Origin of the sequence: Nitratireductor alexandrii (assembly GCF_004000215.1) — a bacterium.
GTDB classification, from domain to species: domain Bacteria; phylum Pseudomonadota; class Alphaproteobacteria; order Rhizobiales; family Rhizobiaceae; genus Mangrovimarina; species Mangrovimarina alexandrii.
In genome coordinates this window covers 1-18,888 of sequence record NZ_RBVY01000008.1, presented here as the reverse complement: position 1 = coordinate 18,888, position 18,888 = coordinate 1, and the positions used below count along the sequence as shown (strand labels likewise).

The 18,888-nt window shown below is 60.4% G+C and carries 18 protein-coding genes and 2 pseudogenes; 11 read left to right on the top strand and 9 right to left on the bottom strand.

The window, feature by feature from the left end:
• Positions 1-24 precede the first annotated feature (24 nt).
• The gene (locus EP380_RS17290; protein WP_127599609.1) at positions 25-4,497 is read right to left on the bottom strand and encodes a tetratricopeptide repeat protein; all 4,473 of its coding nucleotides are present in this window, start codon (positions 4,495-4,497) and stop codon (positions 25-27) included.
• Between the two features lie 69 nt (positions 4,498-4,566).
• Positions 4,567-5,073, bottom strand: coding sequence for a hypothetical protein (locus EP380_RS17285; RefSeq protein WP_127599607.1), 507 nt, complete (start codon positions 5,071-5,073; stop codon positions 4,567-4,569).
• Between the two features lie 225 nt (positions 5,074-5,298).
• Here EP380_RS17285 and EP380_RS17280 point away from each other — a divergent pair, with 225 nt between their 5' ends.
• Positions 5,299-5,553 (top strand): hypothetical protein, encoded by a 255-nt coding sequence (locus tag EP380_RS17280; protein ID WP_127599605.1) that lies wholly within the window; start codon positions 5,299-5,301, stop codon positions 5,551-5,553.
• Positions 5,550-6,293, top strand: coding sequence for a hypothetical protein (locus EP380_RS17275; protein ID WP_127599603.1), 744 nt, complete (start codon positions 5,550-5,552; stop codon positions 6,291-6,293). The genes EP380_RS17280 and EP380_RS17275 overlap by 4 nt, the downstream gene beginning before the upstream one ends.
• A 62-nt stretch (positions 6,294-6,355) precedes the next feature.
• Here EP380_RS17275 and EP380_RS17270 read toward each other — a convergent pair whose 3' ends face one another.
• Complete coding sequence (locus EP380_RS17270) at positions 6,356-6,628, bottom strand: hypothetical protein (protein ID WP_127599601.1); 273 nt, start codon at positions 6,626-6,628, stop codon at positions 6,356-6,358.
• Between the two features lie 38 nt (positions 6,629-6,666).
• Here EP380_RS17270 and EP380_RS17265 point away from each other — a divergent pair, with 38 nt between their 5' ends.
• The 7 genes from EP380_RS17265 (at position 6,667) to EP380_RS17235 (ending at position 12,023) form a co-directional block, all read left to right on the top strand.
• Positions 6,667-7,137 carry a hypothetical protein gene (locus EP380_RS17265; RefSeq protein ID WP_127599600.1) on the top strand — a complete coding sequence of 157 codons (471 nt, stop codon included), beginning with the start codon at positions 6,667-6,669 and terminating at the stop codon, positions 7,135-7,137.
• Positions 7,137-8,807 carry a type IV secretory system conjugative DNA transfer family protein gene (locus EP380_RS17260; protein ID WP_127599598.1) on the top strand — a complete coding sequence of 557 codons (1,671 nt, stop codon included), beginning with the start codon at positions 7,137-7,139 and terminating at the stop codon, positions 8,805-8,807. The genes EP380_RS17265 and EP380_RS17260 overlap by 1 nt, the downstream gene beginning before the upstream one ends.
• A gap of 33 nt (positions 8,808-8,840) precedes the next feature.
• Complete coding sequence (locus EP380_RS17255) at positions 8,841-9,158, top strand: amino acid transporter (RefSeq protein WP_127599596.1); 318 nt, start codon at positions 8,841-8,843, stop codon at positions 9,156-9,158.
• Between the two features lie 141 nt (positions 9,159-9,299).
• Positions 9,300-10,562: a hypothetical protein gene (locus EP380_RS17250; protein WP_127599594.1), complete on the top strand. Its 1,263-nt coding sequence runs from the start codon at positions 9,300-9,302 to the stop codon at positions 10,560-10,562.
• Positions 10,559-11,047 (top strand): hypothetical protein, encoded by a 489-nt coding sequence (locus EP380_RS17245; protein WP_127599592.1) that lies wholly within the window; start codon positions 10,559-10,561, stop codon positions 11,045-11,047. Before EP380_RS17250 ends, EP380_RS17245 begins: the two co-directional genes overlap by 4 nt.
• Positions 11,048-11,060: 13 nt before the next feature.
• Positions 11,061-11,555: a hypothetical protein gene (locus EP380_RS17240; protein WP_127599590.1), complete on the top strand. Its 495-nt coding sequence runs from the start codon at positions 11,061-11,063 to the stop codon at positions 11,553-11,555.
• A gap of 36 nt (positions 11,556-11,591) precedes the next feature.
• On the top strand, positions 11,592-12,023 hold the full coding sequence (locus tag EP380_RS17235) for a hypothetical protein (protein WP_127599588.1): 432 nt from the start codon (positions 11,592-11,594) through the stop codon (positions 12,021-12,023).
• 263 nt (positions 12,024-12,286) lie between these two features.
• On the opposite strand, the pseudogene tnpC reads toward EP380_RS17235, so the two are convergent.
• From tnpC to tnpA, 3 genes and pseudogenes are all read right to left on the bottom strand, one after another.
• Positions 12,287-13,820 (bottom strand): annotated as a pseudogene (gene tnpC, locus EP380_RS17230) (IS66 family transposase).
• A gap of 72 nt (positions 13,821-13,892) precedes the next feature.
• Entirely contained in the window at positions 13,893-14,249 is a 357-nt protein-coding gene (gene tnpB / locus EP380_RS17225) for an IS66 family insertion sequence element accessory protein TnpB (RefSeq protein ID WP_127599586.1), read from the bottom strand.
• Positions 14,246-14,692, bottom strand: a complete 447-nt coding sequence (gene tnpA, locus EP380_RS17220) for an IS66-like element accessory protein TnpA (RefSeq protein ID WP_127599584.1) — start codon at positions 14,690-14,692, stop codon at positions 14,246-14,248. The genes tnpB and tnpA overlap by 4 nt, the downstream gene beginning before the upstream one ends.
• Before the next feature lie 75 nt (positions 14,693-14,767).
• Here tnpA and EP380_RS24095 point away from each other — a divergent pair.
• Positions 14,768-14,896: pseudogene (locus EP380_RS24095) on the top strand (sunset domain-containing protein); the annotation flags it as partial.
• A 68-nt stretch (positions 14,897-14,964) separates the two neighbouring features.
• Here EP380_RS24095 and EP380_RS17215 read toward each other — a convergent pair.
• A complete protein-coding gene (locus EP380_RS17215) occupies positions 14,965-17,340 on the bottom strand; it encodes a DUF7779 domain-containing protein (protein ID WP_164749899.1) in 2,376 nt (791 codons plus the stop codon).
• Between the two features lie 170 nt (positions 17,341-17,510).
• On the opposite strand from EP380_RS17215, the gene EP380_RS23890 reads away from it, so the two are divergent.
• The gene (locus EP380_RS23890; RefSeq protein ID WP_275069012.1) at positions 17,511-17,645 is read left to right on the top strand and encodes a hypothetical protein; all 135 of its coding nucleotides are present in this window, start codon (positions 17,511-17,513) and stop codon (positions 17,643-17,645) included.
• Positions 17,646-17,691: 46 nt separating this feature from the next.
• Here the strand turns inward: EP380_RS23890 and EP380_RS17210 are convergent, their stop codons facing one another.
• Both EP380_RS17210 and EP380_RS17205 read right to left on the bottom strand, forming a co-directional pair.
• On the bottom strand, positions 17,692-18,438 hold the full coding sequence (locus tag EP380_RS17210) for a hypothetical protein (RefSeq protein ID WP_127599581.1): 747 nt from the start codon (positions 18,436-18,438) through the stop codon (positions 17,692-17,694).
• A partial coding sequence (locus EP380_RS17205) for a hypothetical protein (RefSeq protein WP_238719907.1) occupies positions 18,435-18,888 on the bottom strand: 454 nt, incomplete at its 5' end. The genes EP380_RS17205 and EP380_RS17210, both read right to left, overlap by 4 nt.

The following is an 18,888-nucleotide window of genomic DNA, read 5'->3' as shown; positions in this document are numbered from 1 at the left end:
TGCCGGGATGGCAGCAGATCAACTCTAGCCCGGCACACGGCGGAACCGGAACACGCCTTCGAATCCCTCCTCGTAAAAGGGCAAGTTGTCGGCAATGGGTGTGTTGTCTAGAGGCTCCACAATTTTTATTCGCCCGCCGCGAAGAACCTTCAAGTAAGTGCTGAAAAGTTTGTCAGCGTATTTGATCGTAGCGGAAAAGATGAATGGCACTTTTGCTTCTTTATCCAGGCGGAACGGGATGATTTTTTTGGAGAGATCGTGCAGAATAGGCCGTTGCAACTCATGATAAAACATCGACGAATGTACATTGTCGACGATGCAAAAATGACCTCCCCTGCCACATACCGCCATGCAGAAAAATCTTGCATAGTCTCCTACTACGGTCGGGTCGATAAGCGAAAGATGCCCAAGCGCGTTTAGGTAGTGGACCACGTCACTTTTGCCGTTGAGCAGGAGCTCAATATCGTTGCCCGCAAGCAGGCAGACAATTTTCAGTTCTCCGTCATGTTCGAGCAATGCCTCGCTCAATTGCAAATTCGGATAGAACGATAGCGGGATGGATCGCAAGCCCTGCACTATCGCTCCGTCCTTGATGCGCAGATGCGAAAAGCGGGTCAGTGCGCGCAACAACGCAAGGCGGTGCCTGAACTTTGGTTTGCTCCAATCACCTGGGAGCAAAGGCTGCATTGGCCAGGTCGGTTGGCCCATCTTTTCGGCCCATTTCTGCAGCAGCAAGTCATCAAGAGGCAGGCCAGGACGGTCAGGGTGAGATTGAATAATCGTTTTTGCCGCTTCGTGACCGGCCTCGGCCGCTTTGCGGTACCACTTCACTGCCTGCTTCGCGTCAGTCGCCACGCCCGTGCCGTTCAAATAGCAGACGCCGAGGTTGGCCATGGCCCTGCTGTTGCCGGCCTCGGCCGCTTTGCGGTACCACTTCACTGCCTGCTTCGCGTCGATCGCCACGCCGGTGCCGTTCGAATAGCAGACGCCGAGGTTGGCCATGGCCCTGCTGTTGCCGGCCTCGGCCGCTTTGCGGTACCACTTCACTGCCTGCTTCGCGTCGATCGCCACGCCGGTGCCGTTCGAATAGCAGACGCCGAGGTTGGCCATGGCCCTGCTGTTGCCGGCCTCGGCCGCTTTGCGGTACCACTTCACTGCCTGCTTCGCGTCGATCGCCACGCCGGTGCCGTTCGAATAGCAGACGCCGAGGTTGGCCATGGCCCTGCTGTTGCCGGCCTCGGCCGCTTTGCGGTACCACTTCACTGCCTGCTTCGCGTCGGTCACCACGCCCGTGCCGTTCGAATAGCAGACGCCGAGGTTCAACATTGCATTGTTGTTGCCGGCCTCGGCCGCTTTGCGGTACCACATCACCGCCTGCTTCGCGTCGGCCGCCACGCCCGTGCCGTTCGAATAGCATACGCCGAGATTGAACATGGCGTCGCTGTTGCCGGCCTCGGCCGCTTTGCGGTACCACATCACCGCCTGCTTCGCGTCGGCCGCCACGCCCATGCCGTTGTCATAACAGACGCCGAGATTGAACATGGCGTCGCTGTTGCCGGCCTCGGCCGCTTTGCGGTACCACATCACCGCCTGCTTCGCGTCGGCCGCCACGCCCGTGCCGTTCTCATAGCAGACGCCGAGATTGACCATGGCGCTGCTGTTGCCGGCCTCGGCCGCTTTGCGGTACCACATCACCGCCTGCTTCGCGTCGGCCGCCACGCCCGTGCCGTTCGAATAGCATACGCCGAGATTGAACATGGCGTCGCTGTTGCCGGCCTCGGCCGCTTTGCGGTACCACATCACCGCCTGCTTCGCGTCGGCCGCCACGCCCATGCCGTTGTCATAACAGACGCCGAGATTGAACATGGCGTCGCTGTTGCCGGCCTCGGCCGCTTTGCGGTACCACATCACCGCCTGCTTCGCGTCGGCCGCCACGCCCATGCCGTTGTCATAACAGACGCCGAGATTGAACATGGCGTCGCTGTTGCCGGCCTCGGCCGCTTTGCGGTACCACATCACCGCCTGCTTCGCGTCGGCCGCCACGCCCATGCCGTTGTCATAACAGACGCCGAGATTGAACATGGCGTCGCTGTTGCCGGCCTCGGCCGCTTTGCGGTACCACATCACCGCCTGCTTCGCGTCGGCCGCCACGCCCATGCCGTTGTCATAACAGACGCCGAGATTGAACATGGCGTCGCTGTTGCCGGCCTCGGCCGCTTTGCGGTACCACATCACCGCCTGCTTCGCGTCGGCCGCCACGCCCATGCCGTTGTCATAACAGACGCCGAGATTGAACATGGCGTCGCTGTTGCCGGCCTCGGCCGCTTTGCGGTACCACATCACCGCCTGCTTCGCGTCGGCCGCCACGCCCGTGCCGTTCTCATAGCAGACGCCGAGGTTGAACATAGCACTGTTGTTGCCGGCCTCAGCCGCCGCCATGGTCAAGCGGAGTCCTTCATCATTGTTCTTTTCGAACGCCACGCCCGTCAGCATGCAGAACCCTAAGGCAGTCATTGCCTTCGGTTCTTTGGACTCAGTCGCTACGATCTCGAGCCGTTTTAGTATTTCCTTCGGGAAATCCTCAATGCCAGCCTTGTAGAGATTGGCGAAGAGCGACGCACAGACGGAGCCATAGGCCTTTCTCGCATCATCATCCGGCGGTGCCACGTCCAGCAGGCGATACGTCTCCGGCCTATTCAGTTTGCTCGGAAAGTCTTGACTGCACCGCTCAAGAAACACCGCCGTTTTGTGCGGTGCCAGTTTCCATGCTGATCGCGTCATCGATTGGTAGTCGATGACACCGCTCGCAAAGGCCCACAGCACAAACCATTCGCCCAGAATATCCGGCTGCATGGGAGGAATATATCCAGCAAAATGAGACCCGCTGCCGCGCGCGCCATCGACCAGAACAAGCGCTTCCTCCAATACCCTCTTCTTGCCTAATCGCGGCCAGTCCTCCTCGGGCAGAGTGTTCGCGGCAGTCACGTTTTCGAGCCCCTCAATCATGGTCGCGATGCGCGCAATGCGCATGGAATCGCTGTTTTCGTCGAGATCGGGGCATGGTCGCCCTTCTGCCCCGAAAGCCTGTTTCCAGCGCTTGTTCTGTTCGCGTTGGAGCGAGTGAGTCAGAAGGTCTTCCCGGCCCCAGCCCTCGTCGAACCGACCGTCTGCCAAGCTGTAGGCCAGCAAATAGGCAAAGAGTGGTCGGCCAGATTTGTCGATGTGCTCAAGCGTCGTCTTGATCTCGTGGTTGGATAGCGAAATCTCGTGCCCGCGCTCTTCGGCGATTTCGCGCGTGAGCGAAACCAACTCATCCGGCTCCAGCGGAGCCAGTTCGATCACGCCGGTTGGGCAAATCAACTCATCCTTGAAACAGGTTCCGGTGATGCGCGCATCCTCGGGAGATATGTCCGCGTCGTCGGGAGAAGGCTTCTCACAAATGTTCAGAAACCATTGCGCCTTGCCGCCTTCGGTGGGCTGGAATTCAACGGACGGTTTGCCGGTCGCGCCTCGCGCTTGCCGTCTTTCGAGCCCGCCGCGATCCCAGCGCTGGCGCTCCACCAAAAGGAGGCGCACGGACTTCTCGAATTCCTTGCTACGCCGCAATAGATCCTGAAAAGCCGGGGCGATCTCACGTTCGCGACCGAGAACGTAGTCGACGACAATGAGCGTGTTTTTTGTGGGACGCCAATTCGGCCAGTGATCCCTGAAGGCGATCAGGCCACTTTCTGTCAGAAAGCCGGCATCCCACTCTCCGCTTTTCCTTGCTTCGCAAACCAAATCGAATGCAAGGCGGCTCTTGCCCTGTCCGCCCACACCAGCAAGCTGAAGCCAATAGAAATTGCGACCAGGCCCTAGGAAGTCGTGCAGGACACGCTGTTCGCGTTGGCGGCCATGCACATCGACCACATGCTTCGAGTAATGCAGGTCGTTGTCGATCCTCTCGTCGCTGAACAGAGTCGCAAGGTTGGGAGTGACGGCAGATAGCGGTTCTAATTCCTCATGCTGCGCCTGTTGTATCGTCGCGCCTGGCTTATCGGGTTCCTGCGCGACTGTCTTTCCGCCGTACTTTTTGGAATTGAGATCGATCTCCAGAGCAAACTCGCACTCATCCAGCGAATGGCCGGACAGTTGGGCCTGCTCGCTGAGCTTAACTAGGTCGTTCAGAGCGTCCCCGTATTCCTTGAATCGCTGATCATGGCGGCTAGCGCACAGAAAAAGGAAATGAAACGCTGCCGCCTTCTTGAATTTTCCCTTGTTGCTGGCGAAGCTCTTCAACAGATCCTTGTTGTTTTGATCGAGTGTTTCGGGAGCGCGCCCGGCGCGTGCACTAGCTTCTGCATTGTCAAACGCGGCAAAGCGCAACAGCTCGAAAGCTTCCGGGGACTTGTGCTCTTGGCGTATGAGGTCGGAAAGTCGCCGCCGAACTTTAATGTCTTTGTCTGCGTAGGCTGCCTCAACCCATCTGCAAAAGCTCGGGAAATAGATCGGCGTCATGCAACAAGGCCTTGCTTGCGACTGCAGTCGCGAGAAAGGCTAGTTCAGGGGCACGGAGGACTCAAGACGTCAGAACAGTCTTGGCATTGCGCAATCGGGTAACCATTTTTCGTCAAATCCCTCAAATTCGACTGGGTCATCGTTATCGTCCACGGGCGTGCCGTCGAGGTGGAAGTTAAAAAGAGGGTTTTGACCGGCGCGGCGGAAAAGCTGTCCGTTCTTGCAGAACGCAAGCTCCTCCAACTGCTCGCTACCTTGACGAAAAATGATACGCGACGGTCGATCGCCTTCACGATGTTCGAGGTCGTCCTTGTCCCAAAGGAATGCATATGGCTTTCCGGTGTCCGCCGCATAGTAGATGCGCGTCGGCAGATCGCCCGGTCTGTTGAGCTTCCCGCCCCTTCGCCAAAAAGCGCATTCCAAGACACCCTTCTCGCTGAACAGCATTTCGGACGGGAGATCGCCAGGCGCATCCTGCTGGCCTTGCGCATTCTCCCAGACCATAGAAGTCGGCATCCCGGTCGACTGGTTGAATTCCGTTCTTACTGAATACTTCTCCTGATAGGACTCGTTCATATGGAAACAGTAACATATCTATATATCCAGATACAAAGATATTTTGAATAGCTGCGCTATCTCAATGCGTTAGAGCCTTCGGAGCTTCTGAGGCTCCCCGAACATTCCCCGGTTCTCCCCTGAAGCTCCCCACAATTCCCCCTGCGAAACGTTCACAATCCCCTCCATCGCAGCGCGCAATTTCGGAGCTTTCGCCTCCGGTTGCGCCAATATTGGAGGTATCAAATGTCTCATGAACCATCTCCTTGCCCTGCCTGCCGCGAGCCATGGGTCTCGGCGGACGGTGAATTCGCGGTCTGCCGCGACTGTCCCTATCGTATCGCGCCGGTTGCCACCGGCGGCAATGGCTGCTGCGTTGCCGAAGCGCTGGTCCGGGCGATGCTCGAACTGACTGCCGAAGTCAACGAGCTGAAGGCCGCGCGGGCGGCGGACGCGAAGCTCTGGGCCGAGACCGTGTTTTCGAAGGAGGCGGGCCGATGAACGCCTGCTTCGACCACGGCCGCGAGCGCGACGCCGGGGCGGCTTCGGCCGCCCCGGCCTGGGACACCACTTTGCCGCTGACGACCTTCGCGGCGGCGAACCTGCATACGGGGCTGACGATCCGCGGCTTTCGCCCGCTCGCCGACGCTGACGCCCTGCGCGAGACAGCGGCATGCGAGGACCTGTTCAACCGGGTGCTCAATAGCGAGGCGGGTCGGCCCTATCTGTTCCGGTTCGGTCCGGTCGATCTTTGGGAGCGGAACGCGCATCTGATATCGGTGCGCGACGGCGCGCGTGTCGTCGGCACGATGCATTTCCACCGCGATCAGCCGGGACGGACGATCTTTCGCGGCGCGGTTGTCGATCCGGCCTACTCGGGCCAGAGGATTTGCAGCGCGATGGGCGCACACGGCCTGCTGCACGATTTCGTGGCGAACGGCGACGCCGAGGAGGTCCATTGTGCCGTGAGGGTGGTCAACGGAATGCCGAACGAAGGCTCGCGGGTCTCGTTCTCGCGGCTCGGTTTCCTCCTTGAAACCGATTGCGGCGCTACCTACCTCGATGGGAGTTTCCGTAGCCGGCATCTGTTCGAATCTGCCGAGCGAGACGAGTTCGGGAACGCTTTCATCCGATATCGCCGCATGACAGCCGGGCCAGACGTCATTCCGCGTGCGCGAGCATTTCTCGCCGCGTGGTCGCAGGCCCTGCTTCCCTTCCCGACCACGAGCCTCTCGTCGTAGCGTAGCGCGCCTGCCGCACCGTTGGCGGCGGGCGCGCCACCCGTCCCGGGAAAACCGGCTCCTTAGTTAAGCCTCTGCCGGCGATCTTCGTCGAAAATCTCTTCCAGCATACGTGCCTGTTCGCCGAGTATCTCTGCGGTTTTCGCGCACCATTCGGCCGTGATTTGCGGTGGTTGCGTTCGGCACACATGGCCAAGCAGCGCCTTGGTGACAGCGTAGGCAAGCTCCAGACGCTCGGTCCCGTATTGCTCGGACCAGTCGGCCAGGCATCCAAGAATCTCGCCCTCAAGGCGAGCATCGGGGTCATGAGATGCGCCCCGTCCAAAATCCTGCATCTCGAAACTCCTTCCTTCAAAATCGTGAGGTAATGACAATGGCCGATGATAGCACGTCCGGTGGCTCGAATGCGAATAACGGACAGTCCGAGACCACCAGCGAGGCGTTCAACCGCCAGAACACACTGGAAGCCGAAATCGCCGCACTCTCGCCCCAGGCGCAGGAGCGGGCCCGGTTCGTCCAGGAGCTCGGCAAGGACCAACTCGAAGCGGAGAAGAAGGCGCAGCAACGCTCGCACGCCCATCGGGTGATGAAGGTCCAGATCGGGCTTCTCGAAAACTACGTACGAGACCGCTCCGCGCGTCCGGAAGAAATCAGGGCCGATCCGGAGCCCGATCTTCAGGTGATCAGGGACCAGGCAGAGCGCATGGTCCAGCAGCGTGAAGCCTTTTATCGCGAGCAAACCCAGCGCGTGACCGAGCAGAACCTGCGCCAGATCATCGCGATGGACAGGCGCGGGCAGTTCCAGTCCGAACCGGAACAGGAGCACGACCAAGAGCACGACTGATGGGCTCCCACGCCGGCGGGCAGGCCCTCGCGGGCCTGCTCGTCTTTCTATTCTGCCGCTTTCTCGATTCTGTCGGGGCTTCGGCTGCCTTGGTCTGGGCTTTCGGTGGCCTTTCCGCCCTGTTCTTCCTTTCGGCGCTGTGGGCCCTTTACGGCGCGTTCCAGTGGGACCGGCTGCTCCGGTCGATGAAGACGCCGACGGGTCTCTATGGCCGGACTTCGTTTCCGACCGCCGCGCACGCTGAGGAATTCGGGCTGAGCTTTGCCAATGACGGCGGCAACGGAATCCCGGTCGCCGCCGTGGGTGACCGGATCATCTACTACCCCGGTCCCGGCCATCTCAGTATTCGCGCCCCGACCAACGCCGGCAAAACGGAGAGCAGTGCCGCCAATATCTGTTTCGCGCTTGGGGCGCATCGCAACATCATCGCCACAGCGAAGGGGCCGGAACTAGCATGGCTCTGCGCACGCTACCGCAAGGACGTGCTGAAGCAGAACGTGCACATCGTCGGGCCCTGGCAATTGATGCAGCGTCACGGCCTGACCTACAGTGACTTCAATCCGGTCGGCCATCTCGTCGGCTATGCCGAGCGCAAGGACCCGGCGCTGATCGACAAGGCGCGTCAGGTGGCGCAGATTCTGCTCGCCGAACCGGAGAACGGGTCGGGCGAGAACAAGTTCTTCCGCTCGCTCGGCCGCGATCTGCTGGCGTGGTGCCTGGTCTTTCTGGCGATACAGGAAGCCGATACCGGCGAGCTGTGCTGCAACCTCTCCTATCTCTACAAGATGATCTGCGGCTCGGATGAAGAGCTGCGCAGATTCCTCGAAGCGATGCGCGCCTGCGCCGAATTCGACGGCTCTGTCCGACGCGCCGCCGACCGGTTTCTGGGCAAGCTGACCCGTTCACCGAAGCTTGGTGAATCGATCCTCAGCGAGGCTGCCGACGCGATCCAGATCTACGAGCCCGGCGGCGTGCTGGCGCGGCGGTCAGAATACAGCGACTTCAACCCGCGCGATCTGAAGAGCCCCGACACGCCGACATCCATTTTTTTCGAGATACCGCCGGACTATATCGCAACCCACGGCAAGCATTTTGGGCTCTGCCTCAACACGCTGATCGACCTCTGTATCGAGGCGGACCGGTTCGAGCCTCGCGTGACCGTCGTCGCCGACGAGTTCGCCAACATCTGCGATGGGGCTCTCCCGGCCGCGCTGCCGACGCTTTTCCTTGGAAGATCGAGAGGCGTGCAGCTGGTCACCTATGTCCAGGAGACCGAGAGCTATTCGCGCTATGGTCGCGAAGCCTCCGCCTTCACCACGCAGTGCGAGGTGGTGATGGCCTGGGGCATCCGCAGCACCAAGGACGCGAAAGAGTATTCCGAGCGTTCGGGCGTGCTCAGCACGATGACGGAATCGGGCTCACTGCCGGTGTCTCTGCAAGAGAGCGGCGGCAAATATTCGATCGGCCTTTCCGAAAAGGGCGTGCCGAACTTTCGGGCCGACGAGTTCCTGCATCTGCCCGACTACACGGCGGTGCTGTTCTACCGCCAGAACCCGCCGGTGATCGTCGATCTCGTCTCCTATCGCATGGTCGAGCCGTGGCGCAGCCACGCGACGCCGATGCCGGGGGCGCCTGCCCTGGGTGAAATCCCGGTGAAGTTCAAGGCCTGACCGCGTTTTCATCATCCTGATCGGAGTAACCCGATGACACCGAGAAAACCGGCTCGCAGGCCCGCGAGCACGACGCCGATCTATGACCGCAGCGCCAACCGCTCCCTGCGCGCCGGCCTTTTCAAGCTCGTCCTTCTGGTCGGCGTGCCGCTCCTGCTGCTGTCGCTCTACGGGCAGCCGGCACTACGCTTCGAATATACGTGGTACGGCAATGAGAACGCCCGCACTCACACGCGCTGCGTCTACCTCGCCCTCGATGGCTGGCACGTGATCCGGCCGCCCTACGGCTTCAACCAGTGCCCGATCATCAAGCTGCTGCCCATCGATCTGATGAACTTCCTGCTCGGATAGCATCTTCGCTCTAGCACCGCAGCCTGCTGTGCCTTCCCCGTCGCAGTGTAGCCTCCTGAGGCTCCCGGCGTCGCCGACCGTCCAGCACCTCTCTTTACCCCTCCCACCGCGTTTTTCTCTCACCCGAAGGAATCGCCTGCCATGTCTGTTGAACTCAGAAACAAGGTCCTCTTCTTCCTCGCACTCGTCTCCGTTGCGGCCAGCTATGTCGGCTTATCTGACAGTGTGCCCGATACGCTGTGGTACAAGCTGTTCGCGCTCATCATTGCCGCCGGCGTCGGCTTTGCCCTGTACACGTTCTGGTCCGGCGCTTTCGAGGCGGCGGTCAAGCCGCATCAACTTCACAATCGCACCGCCGGATGGCTCGCGACGCTTGTCGGGGCGATCTTCGTCCTGGGCATCAGCTCCTGGTGGAACGCCGCCGCGATCGGTGGCCCGGAGGCCCTGCGCGCGGCTCTCTATACAACCCTGCCGCAGTTGTCCGAACGCCTTTCGGCAGCCGTCGCGACGGCGACGCGCCATCGCACCTACCGATCGCGGATTGAGGCGCTGGCTGCAGAGATCGACGCCCTGATGACGAGCGAACGGACCTACGGCACGACGTCCGGAAAGGCCGGTGCCGGCGGCGTGGTTGCCACGCTTGACCTCCTGAGATCCAAGGCTGGCGAAACGGCGCAATCCATTGCGGCGCTCGATGAGGCATTGGAGGAGAAACGCGCCAAAGCTGAATCGTGCATAGCAGACTATCGCGGCGGGCTATCGAGCGACCACCCGATGGACAAGGCTGCCTCGGCCACCGATTGCTTCAATGCAGCCCTTGCCGATATCAGCAACAACGGACAGCTTGAGCGCATCGCCGAAGACATGGACGGCTTTACTGCCGGGATTGTCCTGCCCGCCGGGGTGCGCACCGAGGTCCAGCGTGATGCCGTTGCAAGGGTGTTTGCCAGCCTGCAAGAGCGCGCGGGCCTGATCGCCACAGATGCTCGATCTGCCGCGGCGGCGATGCCGGCTATCGATCCGGTATCGGTCCCGCGCATGAGCAAGATGAAGGCCGTTGTCGTCTATTTCGATAGCGTCGTTCCCGCCTGGGTAACGGGCATTGCGCTCGACCTGCTGCCGCTGATCCTGCTTTCGTTTTCGTCGACCATGGCCGCCTCCCGGCGTGAGCAGCCAGACATGCCCGGCGATCTCACCATCGCCGATACACTGCGCACCATCGATGCGTTGCGCGTCCTCGACGAAGTCCGGACGCCGAAGCACGAGCAGGTTACGTCGCCGGCCCCTTCGACGAACCCCGTCCGCCGCATCGGCTATCAATTCGACGATGATCAAGAGCCGGATTATTGGGACGAGTTTATCGAGATTGGCGAGGACGACGATCCCCATGATCGGCGCTCATGATGAGGGGCAAGCTGCGATCTCTACGAGGCCGGATCGGCTGGTACTTCGGTCGTGATCGGCTGATATCTGCAGCCGGCATTGCCCTTATCGCCAGCCTCATCGGCGCCGACCTGATCGTCGCCTCCGGTGGGGACTGGCGAGGATGGCTGCGCACGCTCTGGTATGGCGAGCGTGCCAGCGCTTCCGGCCAGCCAGACATCGTCAACTATGTCGAGTTCACGACCGTCACGGCGGAAACGCTGGAGTTCACCACCGGCGTGCGCTTCGCCTCCTCGAGTGACCGGCGCATCGTTCGGCAGTGGTGCTATGTGCGTGAAGCCAATGCGCTGCCCGGCGCTGCAACCCACATGCTGGAGCTTGCCGCGCGCGATGAAACCGGCACGCACAGCCCCAACCTCTTCACGACTTTCAACCTCGGCCCCTTCGGCCTGACTGAGGCCGAAGCCCTTGACCTCACCCGGCGGCATTGCCGGTTTCGCGACTGATGGAGACCGCATCATGTGGGATACACTCTTCAAACTTTTGCCACCCCCCGTATTGCTTGGGCTGGTCATCTATTCCGCCGTCACCTTCTTGTGGCTCCAGCCCTTGATCGAACGCCGGATGGCCGACCTGATCTACATCCCGCAATGCGAGCGCGGGGACTTGCCAAAGATCGTCTCGCGCCGCCCCGATCCGGCCCCTCCGGTGATCCAGGGCCCGCTACCGGACGGCTCTGTCATTCCCATGCCGCCAGCGCCGCCCGTCGAACCTCCGCTCGGTGTACAGATCATCTCCGGCCTCAAAGACCTCCTGCGCGGGGATGACAATCCGTACTCCGTGCCAGCCGGTGCCGCAGGCAGCATCTGTGGCTGCAGCGTGGCGCTTGCTTTTGATTCCGTGTTCTGGCGCAGCCACATCCACGTCATGAGCCTGCGGACCTACACCCCGCGCGCAATCCGGCACTTCGATGAACGTGTTGCCCAGGCCAGAGCTACTGGCCTGTGCGGCTAGACAGGTTGACGCCCAAAACCCGGAAGGAGCTATCCCGTGCAGCGCATCAAGGTTTTTTTCGACAACAAACGCGGCGTGCGCGTCACCGAGCGAGTGTTTTCCACGCGCATGCGCGACCATGACCTCGCTTGCATCGTATTCGTCAAGATCGGGCGCGATCCGCTGATGATTGCCGGCGTGACCGGCCTCGCCCTGGCCTTGTTCGCATTCCAGTTCGGCGATCTCCTCTACCCAGGGGAGCAAATGTCCTTGTTGGCCATCGGTGCCTGCCTGCTCGGCGGAGGCTACGCGCTCGCCTCGCTCACCGTGGGCACGATTTTCAATGAGAAGACCGTCTGGCACCACGATCTGTGGACCGTCAAGAAAGTCCGTGATGCGATCCGCAATGCTCAGCATGTGCGCAAACATAAGCGCCGCGCAACCGGTGAACGCAGGCCGACCGCAACGTTGCGGCTGCCTGAACGCTGAGTGCGCGTACGTCTTTACCCTGACTTCGGCGTCAATTCTAACGATTGCCCTTACTCGTCTTTAGCGAGAAGCATGCGATCATCGCCACATGCTGCGCATGCGTGCTTACAGTGTCCCTGTCCTACTACTGGTCGGCGGTGCCGCCGGCGCCACCTATTTGTCAGTCGCAGACTTAGGGTCAATGGCTGGAGCGTCGCCCAAAGCCTGCAATATCAAGGGCAACATCAGCATCGGCACAGAGGAGCGTATCGTAAGCGCTGTTTTCAGGCCACGGCCTTGAGTTCGGGAGCGGCAATGTAGGCCCAGGGCAGGAGGTCGTCGATCTGGCTGTTGGGATGGCCATTGACGATCCTGGAGAGCACGTCGGCAAGATAGCCGAGCGGCTCGACATCGTTCAGCTTGCACGTCTCGATCAGCGAGGCGATGACGGCCCAATGCTCGGCGCCGCCGTCGGATCCGGCGAAGAGGGCGTTCTTGCGGTTGAGCGCGATCGGACGGATCGAGCGCTCAACCACATTGGAGTCGATCTCGACGCGTCCATCGTCGAGGAAGCGGGTAAGCCCCTCACAGCGCGAGAGCGTATAACGGATCGCCTCGGCGAGTTTGGTCTTCTGGCTGATCAGGCCGAGCTTCTCGCGCAGCCATGGTTCGAGCGCGGCGACGATCGGCCGGCTCCTTTCCTGGCGTGCGCCACGGCGTGTCTCCGCCGGCTGGCCGCGGATATCGTCCTCGATCTTGTAAAGTTCTGCGATACGCAGGAGCGCCTCGCTGGCGATCGGCGCCGGGCCGGCCACGGCGAGCTCATAGAAGCGTCGGCGCACATGTGCCCAGCAGAAGGCGAGCGTGACGCTGCTCTTCTCCGCCAGTGTGCGATAGCCACCGTAGCCGTCGACCTGCAGGATACCGCTGAAGCCGGGCGAGATGGGCGATCGGTCGCTCCGCCTTGCGGTCCGGTGCATAGACATAAGCAACACCCGGCGGATCAGCTCCGTCCCATGGCCGGTCGTCGCGGGCGTAGGCCCATAGCTGACCTGTCTTGGTCTTTCCGCGGCCGGGGTCGAGCACCGGTGCGGTGGTCTCGTCGGCAAAGAGCTTGGGAGACCCCTTCAGCTTCTCTAGGAGCCGTTCATGCACCGGACGCAAATGCCAGGCCGCGCGGCCGACCCAGTCGGCCAACGTGGAGCGGTCGAGATCGATGCCCTGCCGGGCGTAGATCTGCGCCTGACGATAGAGCGGCAGATGGTCGGCATATTTGGAGACCAGAACCTGGGCGACAGTCGCTTCGGTCGGCAGCCCGCCTTCGATCAGCCGGGCGGGCGCGGGAGCCTGAACGACAACGTCCTCGCAGGCGCGACAGGCGTATTTGGGCCGGCGCACCACGATCACGCGCAGCTGCGCCGGCACGATGTCGAGCCGCTCGCTGACGTCTTCTCCGATACGATGAAGGCCGTTGCGGCAGCATGGGCAGGCATGGTCTTCGATGTCGACGACCATCTCCATGCGCGGCAGGTGCGCCGGCAGCGAACCACGGTTCGTGCGCCGCTTTGCAGTGCGCTCTCTGCGTTTTGTGGAGTCGGCGCTTTCGGCCTCTTCCGCACCGGCCGCCTCGATCTGCTCGGCCTCTTCGAGCCCCAGCAGCAGCTGATCTTCAGGCAGGCTCTCGGCGCGGCGGCCGAACCGGTTGCGCTGCAGTTCCTTGATGATCTGGCGCAGCCGTTCGTTCTCAGCCTCACGGGCCAACACCAGCGCCTTCAGCGCAATCGGATCGTTGGGAAGCTGGTCCGCCGTGATCGCCATGATGGGCAGGACCACAGCACATTCCCCACCCTGCGGCGAGGCCGGAATGCCGCCTGATTCACTTGGTCGCGGCTATCCGGCCTCGGCCGGAACCCGCGTCCTGCGCATCTGATGGACCCGCCGCCAATCGAGCCCTTCGAGCAGTGCCGACAGCTGTGCCGCCGTCAGCCGCATCACCCCGTCCTGCACCTTAGGCCAGCGGAACTCGCCATCCTCCAGCCGCTTGGCGAACAGGCATATGCCGGTCCCGTCCCAGAAGATCAGCTTGACCCGGTCCGTGCGCTTGGCGCGGAAGACGAAGACCGTGCCGCCGAACGGATCGGCGCCTATCTGTTCGCGCACCAGTGCCGCCAGCCCCTCCGCACCCTTGCGGAAGTCGACCGGCTTCGTCGCCACCATCACCTTGACCGTCCCGGTCGGCCCGATCACGTCGTCGCCTTCAGGGCGCGGATGACGGCGGTGATCGTCTTGGCATCTGCACCGCGGCCAACCCGCAGGGCGACGCCGTCGATCTCCAGCTCGATCATACCGGCCTCGCGGGAGGCTTTCTTCCTGCGCGGCCGTGACGGGCGCTTCATCACAGGCTGCGGCGGCGGTGCATCGACGAGTGCCGGCACGAACATGGATTCCGATGGTGCTGCATCGGCGACAGCTTTGCGCGCCGCGCGGCGCCAGGCAAACAGCTGCTGCGGGGACAAGGCGTAACGGCGCGCCACCGCGCTCACGCTCTCGCCTGCCTCGTAGCTCTCCGCCACGATCCGCGCCTTATCCTCAATCGGCCATTCCCGCCGTCGCCCGGTGCCGGTGAACACCTCGAACCGGCGCACCGGCTCCACCTCACTCGATTTAAGCGTAAGCTCTGAAATCGTCATGTGTCGAAGCCCTCAATGGCTCCGAACATCGCCCCTCAAGCCGCCGCCCGAAAGGTGCCGCCGTAACAGCGCTTACAGCGTATCTACCACGTGCCTGGCCAGCGTTATTACGATTCAACGCGGATATCGCCTTGGTACGGCGAACGCTGGTTTTGTAGTGAGCATGAAGCGCGACGGGCTGGTTGGCGCCGATCACGGGTGTGACAGGGGCGGCGCTAACCAGACCAAGGACACTTGGCCACCGAAATTGCAGTAGGCCAGGCTAGCCGCCGTCAGATGTTTTGGTTGGTAATCGAAAGAGCCCTTTCTTCGATTTCCTTATGGTCTAGGTGCTGTCCGTATCGCTCAACCAAAGCGTCGACACCGGCCCGATCACCCAGTAGCCTTTCTGCAACAGCGAGCCACATCGCATTCGCTATCAGCACTGGATGCGCGTAATTGCCACGGTACGCATCTTCTCTTATGGCAATTGCGGCCCCAAGGTGCTCTTTCCCTTCAAGTGCCCTGTTCGCCTTCACCTCAACTCTTCCGAGATTGGATATCCGCGTAACGAACTCCATTTGCTTTTCACCACTTGCGTCGGGCGTACGTTTCACAGCAAGGGCGAACATTAGACGCGCTGCACCGAGTCTACACAAGCTCTCATGAACTAGCCCGAGTGCGTTCATGACCAAGCCAGTGTTTATATCGTGTTTGTTGCCGGACGCACGAATAATGCGAATTGCTTCGTGTAGGACCAGGCGCGCTTCGGAGAGCAAAGGATGCTTTTGCTCCGGCGCATACGTATTGGCACGATTTCTGATTCTGTGACCGAGATTTGCAAGCCACCGGACACGACGGCTGTCTGGAACGTCGACATTCAATCTTAGAATCTCGACCGCCCGCCTAGCACTCGCTTCTGCCCAAACAGCGCGGCCTAGAGGGGTGAAGCGATAAGAAAGATTGTGGTAGCCCCGCCCGATCTCGATATGGCCGCGTGGCAGCCTCGCTTTCTTCCGTCTGAGATACTCTATCGAATACCTTAGTGCGATATTCGACAAACGGTTATATCCGAGATAAATTCCTGCCTGATTTATTATGTACTCGAATGGAATACTTGTACGATGGCGTACCCTGTGCATGAACAAATGTTCGACATGCGGGTTTATTTTTCTACATTGCGGCCAAACGTGCCTATTGTCTACGCGCGCTCCAATAGACCCGTCCGGCTCTTTTCCTGGATAAGATGCGGAAACCAAGCCAGCAGTTGAATTCCACGCGTCGGCCGGATTTGGCATGGTCATACGAAACACCGACTGGGTCAAGCGGTGAACGCGGTATGATCTAGACTGGCGTGATATCAGGCTCTTTTCTTCCAATTCAGTGATAGCAGTCTCAATAACCGCAGGTGCTTTTTCAGCTTCCCACAGCATGTCGTGAACATCGCTGTATCGATCACTTCCTCTGTCTTTCCCGGCCAGGCCAAAGAAAATCTCCGGTGCTATGTGGTCTGGTGCCAAGAACGATATGTATTCCATAAGACGCTTTGCTGAAGGCGAAAGCGTCTCAAAGGACAGCGATAATGAACCGAAAACGGAAAGCGGATAGCCGTTTGCCAAAGTAGGAGCCTCGCGAATCCGGGTATCGAGCTCTCGCAGATATTCTTCGAAGGACGTTTTGGGCGTTCTGCGGAGCCACGAGCCCGCTGTGACAATGGCTAACGGAAGGCCATCAAGCGCTTCGCTTAATCGCCTCGCCGGTTCGATGTCCGTTCGGTTGGACGTATCCAGTAGCAATTTCAGAGCGTCCTCGCTGGCCAAGCGTTCAACTTCGATCAAAACGAAGTTGTCTGGCCATGAGGCCTCGCGACTAGTGAACAGTAAGCGGACATGATTTCCACTCGGGACCCAGCGACGAAGCATTTCGTAGTTGTACGCGTTGTCATAGACAATTAGCCAATTTCGGGTGTTTGATTGAAGAAACACAAGAACCGATCGGGCGAATGCATCGGGTCCGTTGCCACGATCACTCATCCCCAACGTTTGTCCGAGCTCACAGAGGTCCGCTACCAAGGTCCGCTCGGTTTCGGATCTGAGCCACCAAACGCCATCGAAGTGACCCGAGTAGAGACTAATGAAATAGCGACCGAGTGTGGACTTTCCTATCCCACCTTGTCCTTTCAGGACGATCCGTGTGCCGTCTCGTTTGGCTAGACGCGAGAACATCATATCGTGAACGATCTTCGCGTCGTCGTCTCGCCCAACTGTCGCGCGGTCTTCGTTCAAGCCCGGAGGCATTATTGGTATCGAGCCAGACGTAGGATTGACGTCACCCATTTTCTGTTTGGGCGGCGTTCGTATGTCCGGCAAAGACGGTGGGACGTCGGGAACTGGCCTTGATCCGCGTTGAAGGTGCTCGTCAATGCGGCTTATTTCGGCCTTGTTGCGGAGATCGATCTCGAATCCGAACAAATTGCTGAACGATGCTCCGAGGGCAATCGCCAGATCGTGTGACACTTGGTCGTTGCGTTCAGAACGGACTATTGTTGACAGGCTTGTTTCAACTTCCTCTGCAAGTTCTACCTGGGTGAGGTCGGCGGATACCCTGAGGCGCGCAAGAAACCCCCTGGGTATCTCGACTGGCGCTTTGGGGCCGCGGCGGATCGTCATCTTGGTAGGTCTTCCTTTGTGCGTTGTCCTTGTCGTGTACCTCGGCAACTTGTCCAAAGTTACCATTATCACATCGTCATAGTGTCGTGACCAGTTGGTGACAACTTGATGCCCTCAGGAAATCGACCGGGTGATCGTACAAGATTTTGCACCAGAACGATGAGGTTCCCATGCAAAAGCTTTACGAAACATGGCGCGCGGCAGATCCGATCAAGCGTTTTGAGGTTGGCCTGGCGTCGGTTCGGACAACGGTCGGCGTCGCGATGCTGTTGTTTGTAGTCGCTACCTGGTTGTACGCACAATAACGTGCGTGCGACCCCAACCTTAGAAACTTCGATGACTTGCGAAGTGTTATCCGGGCGTCGGTCCGGCGGGTGACGATGAAGGCACCATTTCGTCGGTGATGTCGAGGTCGATACCTGCGGTGACGGAGCTCGGCGCTGCTTCCGCGTCATGGTCGCGCGCGAGATCGGGAATCTGCGCGCGCACGGCACCTGGCATTTCGGCCTTTAGGTCTTCGCGCAGCTGCTCGTATTCGCCCCGGGTCAGACCGCCTTCGTCCAGACGCTCCCGCGCGTCGTCGAGCTTTTGCTGGTAGTCGAGAATGTCGGTGCGTTCGTGCTCCAGCGTTTCGAGCCGTTGCCACTGCGTCTCGAACTTCTCCCAGCGGGGCCGTTTGTCATCGATTTCCTGCGGTGCAATCACGTCGTCAAACAACTCATTGCCGTGCTCGTCGAAGACCCGCAGGCCATCCTCGGTCTTGAAGACGCGGCGACCATCCGGGAGCACGTGCGCCTTGGCCAATAGCCTGTCCATCTCCTCGCGGGTCTCGATCAGCTGGCGTTCGTTTTCTTGCAAGGCCGCGATGGTGGCGGCATCGTAGGTGTCGAGCTCGATGCGGAACTCGATGGCCTCGTCGATGGTGATCATCGCCATGGCGAAGTCCATGAACTCGGCAGCCTCGCCCTCCATCTGCTCCTTGCGTTCGCGGCGCTCTTTCTCTGCGATCTTGTGCTGGCGTGCGGCAAGGCGATAGGCCTCGCCACTGCTTTGGCGGAAGGTGCGTCGGAGATCGATGGGAGGCGCGATGACCATCATTCACCGCACTTCTTCTTGATGAGCGCAGCGACGATAACCGGTGGGCCGTGTTCGGGATATTTGCGGAACGCGGCGGTGATGTCCGCGTACGACCTGCCGTTCCCGGAGAAGAACCAGTCGTAGATGCAGGTCATTCCAGATTCGGTCTTGGCACCTGCTGCAACGGTGTCTTTTCGGAACCGTGCATAGGCCATGCCTTCCACGATGCCGTAGACATAGGAATAGAGTTCCTTGGGTTTCATCTTCTCCATGACGACGCCAGCCGTCATCGGCGTATCGGCGTCCGCCGTGGGTGAATACATGCCCGCTGCCAGGCAAACGGCGAAAGCCGCCGCTCCATTCCTTGAGAAACCTGTTCTCGAAATCGCCCTCATATCCGACCGGTTTGGTGGATATTTGAAGTGCGGGCTGTTGATTGCCACTGAGAACTGACCCGGCGTGGCCTGATAT